Source organism: Draconibacterium orientale (genome assembly GCF_900111425.1).
Lineage (GTDB): Bacteria > Bacteroidota > Bacteroidia > Bacteroidales > Prolixibacteraceae > Draconibacterium > Draconibacterium orientale.
Genome location: NZ_FOHT01000031.1, coordinates 60291 through 66844 on the forward strand (window position 1 = coordinate 60291; position 6554 = coordinate 66844).

Genomic DNA, 6554 nt, shown 5'->3' on the forward strand with positions numbered 1-6554 from the left:
GCATTTCAGGAAAGGATAATAACAGTTCGATCAATAAAAGAACTTGAAAAACTTATTGAAGAATAACTTTGTTTATTGAAAACAGAGCGGGAAACAAAGGGGGACAATACCAGAGACTAAATTTTTTTTATGGGAAACACTATTACACTGTCAGTAGTATATTTTATTGCAATACTATTATTACTGGCTTTTAACGAGCTTAACTACAGGGAACTAAAAGTTAAAGGAGAGTTTACACGAAAGTTTGCGCATTTTACTGCCACAATTGCCGTGGTACCATTTCCATACATTTTTTCAAGTCATTGGTACGTGTTTGTGTTGGCATTAATATTTTTTGCGGCCCTGTTTATAACACAATACAGCAAACAGCTGAATTCGATTCACGATATCGACCGAAAATCGATTGGAAGTTACCTGTTACCGGCATCAATTTATCTTACATTTTTACTATCGGATATCGTCGATAGTAAATTTATCTTCATCCTGCCCATGCTGATTTTGGGCATCAGCGATCCGATGGCAGCCATTGTAGGAATGAGCTTTAAAACAAACAACCATAGAATAAAATTATTTGGTATCAATACCGGGAAATCAATTTTCGGATCGGGGGCATTTTTGCTAACCAGTTTTATTATCAGTTTGATAGCCTTATATTTTAATCGGGGTGTTTTCGATTTAAAAACCTTTTATGTTGGCCTGGCAGTTGCGTTAGTCAGCACGCTGGCAGAATTCCTCAGTTGGCGCGGATCCGACAATTTAACCATTCCCCTTGGGGCAGCTTTTACGCTTTTACTATTAATGTAGCGATGTAAAATGTAGCGGTGTTGTTGGCATTTCTGCCAAAAAAGGAGTAATTTGTATATAGTAGAACAGAAATTAGAGAAAACTGAATAGCTAAGTGAAGATTTTTAAAGTCTTCCAATCAAATATTACGTCATGAAGAAAATTGTTATAAACGGAGCCAACGGTTATGTTGCTTCAAATTTTATAAACGAATTATTGTTAGAGAACTACAAGGTAGTTGCACTCGCACGCAGTAATAAAAAATTTACTGCCGAAGAGCGGGTGAAAGCTGCCTTAAAAGAAATGAAAGGCGATGAGGATGTTGATTTTACAAATCTTGAAGTTCACGATTATTCGTTATTTGAAACCGATTTTGCACTGCAGGAAAGTGAGTTGAAAACCATTTTGGGAGGAAACATCGATTACTTTCATTTTGCAGCAAGTTTAAAATTTGATATCAAATCGAAGGAAGAGATATTTGGAACAAACCTGCAGGGAGTAACCAACTCGATTAATACTTTTCAGAAATATTCGGCAAAAGAATCGCGTTTTTATTTTGTAAGCACAGCCTACTCATGCGGTCGTATCGACGAGCCGTTTAAAGAAAAATTTTACGATAATGCAGAGATTGATGCCTTCCGTAATTACTACGAGCAATCGAAACGTTATGCCGAAAATGTAATTAAAGATTACATCGATAATAAAGGATTAAACGCTTGTATTTTGCGTTTGTCGCAGGTCGTGGGAAACAACAAAACCGGCGTAACAAAAACCGACTACGGCATTTTCGATTTCTCGAAACGGGTACAAAAACTGGCAAAAAAATATCCTGACAGTGTAATTCGCTTAAAACTTGATCCTGAATCAACACAAAACCTTATTCCTATCGATACCGCAGTAACTTACCTGATGAGTGCCGTAAAAGCTGAACAGGTGCCGGTTATTCTGAATTTAATTGCCAAAAAATCGGTGAAAAATGCCGACATTCTGGGAAGCATCAGTAGTTTAATGCCAATTAACCTCGTTCCTGATATGACCCTGGAGAAAGAGCAAATGAATTCGCTCGAGCGGATTATGGCCATTGGTATGTCGTTTACAGGTGCCTACATCGATACCAACATTGTTTTCGATACCACCAACCTCGATTCGATTGTTAACCAGGAAGTAAGCGAGGTAACAGCCGAGTCGGTACACCGTATGCTTAGCTATTTCCTGAATGGTGACACCCACCAACAGGAGAACGAAATTAAAGCTGCGGTATAAATCATTTTAATTTCAGAAACTAAATTTTAGGTTTACACCCATTAAGTTTAAACGAGGATTATGAAGAAAATTTTTGTACGTGGCGAGAATATTATAAATCTGCCAAATGCGATTAGTTTATACCGTTTATTAGCATTTCCGGTAATATTTTATGCCGCCCTTGTAGGCAACGAATCGTTGTTTGTATGGTTGCTTTGTATTAGTTTGGTAAGCGATGTGGCCGACGGAAACCTGGCCCGCTACCTGAAATTGCAAACACATTTTGGCGCTGCGCTCGATAACCTGGCCGATATTTGTACCTATGCCATGGCCATTTTAGGGCTGTTTGTATTTAAATGGGCCGATATTGAACCGCACAGCTGGTTCCTGTTCCTCTTCCTGGGATTGTTTGTAGTGAGCTACATTGTTTCGTTTGCGCGCTTCGGTAAAATTCCTGGGTTGCACTTGTATTCCGCTGTTTCGGCCGGATATGTGCAAAGTATATTCTTTTTTGTATTGTTTGTATTCGGGTTTTACACCTGGTTTTTCTACCTGGCAGTGGGGTGGGGAATTATAGCCTACACCGAAAAGATATTTGTACTCTTTAAACTCGACGATATAAAGATTGGGGTGAAGGGCCTCTACTGGTTAATAAAAGCAGAAAAGGAAGCAAAATAATTGCAAAGCCACATTCATTCGGATGTGGCTTTTTTGTTTTTGTATAGTTTGATTTTCTTATCTGCATGCACCTGAGCTTGTTTACTACTGTTTTCCATAAAATTTTATATCTTTCACCTCATATTTATAAACCCAACTTTAAGTTAATTACCATGAAAAGAACCGCTTCGCTTTTTATTATTGCACTGTTTATGCTTTGTTCGGCCAGTGTTATGGCACAATATTCATCTGTTACTTTTTTGGGAGGTGCAAATATGGCCACCACCGACATGAAATTTGGAACGGGAGAAACCGATGTAGAAGATTCCTATAAGGCCTTGTATGGAATGAATATTGGGGCGCTGTACGAATATGTTTTAAACAAAGATAAATCGCAGGAATTCGCTGTTGAAAGCGGATTGCTATTCGAAACAAAGGGTTTTCATAAAAAGCTGGAAGCATCGGAAAATAAAACCACACTTTATTTTATCGATGTTCCGTTGTATGTGAAATATCTCCATCGTTTCAGGAGCAGAAACAAGTTCTATGTTGGTGCCGGTCCTTTTGTAGGAATGGGACTTTTTGGTAATGCTGATTACTCCAACGATTCGGAATCACTTAAATTCGGAAACGATTCCATTGAACATGATTATAAAAGACTGGATTACGGTGTAAGCGGGAAAGTAGGTTTTCTGTTTTTAAACGGTTTTAACATGTGCGCTTCGTATGATTATGGTTTGGCAGATATTGCAACGGCGGAAATTCAGGAAACAAAAACACGAGTTTTACGTTTATCGCTTGGTTATACATTAAGATTACACGATTAAAATAGCCAAACCATCACATCTGTAAATAAGTGAAAGCAGGTTCTGAAAATTTACCGGTTTACAGCTTGCACAATTTTAGTTCGGAAGAACGGGCAAGCCAGCAGTTTCAGGTTGAGGTATTTGATGCCAACCGGCATTTTGCTGTAAAGTACCCGCATCGTCACGATTTTTTTGAAGTGTTGTACCTGCACAAGGGCAGCGGCTCGCACGTTATCGATGGTAATAAATACGATATCGAGCCACCTTGTGTATTTTTTATGTCGCCGGGGCAGGCACACAAAATCGAGCTTTCACACGATATCGACGGTTTCATTTTTATTTTTACCGCCGATTTTTACCTGCTCAACCAGCGAAATCCTAACCGCTTAATTGAATTCCCTTTCTTTTTTACCATCCGGCAGGATAACCCACCACTGGTTTTAACGAATGAGGCCGACAAACTTTTTCTGGAGAGTTTGTTTAAAAAAGGTGTTGATGAAATTGGCAAGCCCGAAGGTTATTCCATCGATATTTTACGATCGGTACTCGACCTTATTTTAACAACCAGCGCATCGCTCTACCCGTATGACGAGAACCGCTGGAAAGGAAAAGGGCACATTGTGGTGAAAAAATTCTTTCAGTTGCTGGAGGAGCATTTTCACGAAAATCTTTCGGTGGCGCAGTATGCCGATATTATGGCGCTAACACCAAATCATTTAACGCAAACGGTAACCCAGCTAACCGGGAAAACTTCGTCGCAGATTATTAAAGCAAAACAGATTATCGAGATTAAACGCCTGCTGGTACACACCAACCTCAGTGTTTCGGAAATTGCTGCAAAAATGAACTTCCCCGATCAAAGTTATTTTGCCAAATTCTTTAAACGCGAAGTCGGTGTTTCGCCTCTGCAGTTTCGCACACAATCGCTCTAATGGTGGTAAAATGCCATATTTTTTACATTATTTAAGCCGTTGAAAATTAATGGTGTAATTTTAATCCTTAAAACAGAGTTAAAACCCAAATCCATGAAAATTACCTAAAAATCATGTAATTTTACATTTCAGGCGAGCAGAAATTTTGTTGCTTTGTATTCAGGTTGGTGTATTTGCAAACAAACCGCCGGCTATTGCAGCTTAAAAGAATATTAATCGTAAAAAATAATAGATCATGGAAAATTATTTCAATACATTGCCACTTCGTCTTCAGTTAGACCAGTTGGGAAAATGCGACTTTATGGATGAGTCGGAATTTGCAGACGGAGTAGAAAAGCTGAAAGGAAAACAAATTGTAGTATTGGGCTGTGGAGCGCAGGGATTAAACCAGGGCTTGAACCTTCGCGACAGTGGGTTGAATGTAGCTTATGCGCTGCGTCAAACTGCCATCGACGAAAAACGTGCCTCATACATTAATGCTACCGAAAACGGTTTTGAAGTAGGTACTTTCGAAGAATTGGTGCCTAAGGCCGACCTGGTATTGAATCTTACGCCCGATAAACAACATACTCCGGTAGTAAACAAGGTGGTTCCATTGATGAAAAAAGGTGCTTGCCTGGCTTACTCGCATGGTTTTAATATTGTTGAAGAAGGTATGCAGATTCGCGACGATATTACCGTAATTATGGTGGCTCCTAAATCTCCTGGTTCAGAGGTTCGTGCCGAGTACCTGCGTGGATTCGGTGTACCTACACTAATTGCAGTTCACCGCGAAAATGATCCGAACGGCGATGGTTTGGAAATTGCAAAAGCTTATGCTGTTGGAACAGGTGGTCATAAAGCAGGTGTATTGCTTTCTTCGTTTGTGGCCGAAGTAAAATCAGATCTGATGGGCGAGCAAACCATTCTTTGTGGTTTATTGCAAACCGGTTCTATCCTGAGCTTCAATAAAATGATTGAAAAAGGAATCGACGCCGGTTATGCATCAAAACTGATTCAGTACGGATGGGAAACAATTACTGAAGCCTTAAAACTTGGTGGAATTACCAATATGATGGATCGTTTGTCGAATCCGGCTAAAATTGAGGCTTATAAACTTTCAGAAGAATTGAAAGAAATTATGCGTCCGTTGTTTGAAAAACACATGGATGATATTATGTCAGGTCAATTCTCGTCAACTATGATGGAAGACTGGGCCAACGATGATAAAAACTTGTTGGGATGGCGTGCTGCTACCGGCGAAACGGCTTTCGAGAAAACTCCGGCTGGCGACATTGAAATTAGCGAGCAGGAATATTTCGACAATGGAACTTTAATGGTTGCCTTTGTAAAATCGGGTGTTGAGCTGGCATTTGAAGTAATGACAGAATCAGGCATTAAAGAGGAATCGGCTTATTACGAGTCGTTACACGAAACGCCGCTTATTGCCAACACCATTGCGCGTAAAAAACTGTTCGAAATGAACCGTACAATTTCTGATACTGCAGAATACGGTTGTTACCTTTTCGATCACGCCTGTAAGCCGCTTTTGGCCGACTTCATGAAAAAAATTGATACTGATGTAATCGGTAAAAATTTCAACGAAGGAAAAACAGCACACGTTGACAACAAAGAGCTGATTGAAATTAACGACGAAATTCGTTACCACGATGTGGAGATTATTGGTGCCGAATTGCGCGAAGCAATGGAATCAATGAAATCGATTATTTAAGAAGATATTCTTTTTGAAAGATTAAAAACAGACGATCAGATAAAATTCAAAGCTGGCTCTGCCTTTTAGGTGGGGCCAGTTTTTTTTGTTTCACTTCATATGGTCATTGCTTTGGATTACCAGTAAAAGCAGGAGGACTTACGTTTTTATGAACTGCAAAGATGCGGCGCAGGAATGTTTGTATTTCAATACACTTTGCAATTGCGCCTTTTTTATAACCCCGGGCGACACTCTCCTGGATCACATTGAAAAGTAGGTGGAGGAGTAAAAAATATCTCACTCAGAAGTTTCAATATTGAATAAAAGCGACCAAGTATAAGCAACATTCTTTTGGCTTATCAGCCGGATTCTACTCTTTGGTTTAGCCCAAAGAGTAGACAGAAAACCCAAGGCTGCGCCCGCTTCCCTCGGAAAAGCTACGCG

6 protein-coding genes are annotated in these 6554 nt (G+C 39.6%); all 6 read left to right on the forward strand.

What is annotated here, in order from left to right:
- The first annotated feature begins 129 nt into the window (after window positions 1-129).
- Entirely contained in the window at window positions 130-804 is a 675-nt protein-coding gene (locus tag BMW53_RS15830; RefSeq protein WP_038562765.1) for a diacylglycerol/polyprenol kinase family protein, read from the forward strand.
- A 132-nt stretch (window positions 805-936) separates the two neighbouring features.
- Window positions 937-2046, forward strand: a complete 1110-nt coding sequence (locus BMW53_RS15835; RefSeq protein WP_038562761.1) for an SDR family oxidoreductase — start codon at window positions 937-939, stop codon at window positions 2044-2046.
- Window positions 2047-2106: 60 nt separating this feature from the next.
- Window positions 2107-2703 (forward strand): CDP-alcohol phosphatidyltransferase family protein, encoded by a 597-nt coding sequence (locus BMW53_RS15840; RefSeq protein WP_038562759.1) that lies wholly within the window; start codon window positions 2107-2109, stop codon window positions 2701-2703.
- Window positions 2704-2855: 152 nt separating this feature from the next.
- Window positions 2856-3509, forward strand: a complete 654-nt coding sequence (locus BMW53_RS15845) for a porin family protein (protein ID WP_168136446.1) — start codon at window positions 2856-2858, stop codon at window positions 3507-3509.
- 29 nt (window positions 3510-3538) lie between these two features.
- On the forward strand, window positions 3539-4420 hold the full coding sequence (locus tag BMW53_RS15850; protein ID WP_038562752.1) for a helix-turn-helix domain-containing protein: 882 nt from the start codon (window positions 3539-3541) through the stop codon (window positions 4418-4420).
- A gap of 235 nt (window positions 4421-4655) precedes the next feature.
- Entirely contained in the window at window positions 4656-6131 is a 1476-nt protein-coding gene (ilvC, locus tag BMW53_RS15855) for a ketol-acid reductoisomerase (RefSeq protein WP_038562749.1), read from the forward strand.
- Window positions 6132-6554 lie beyond the last annotated feature (423 nt).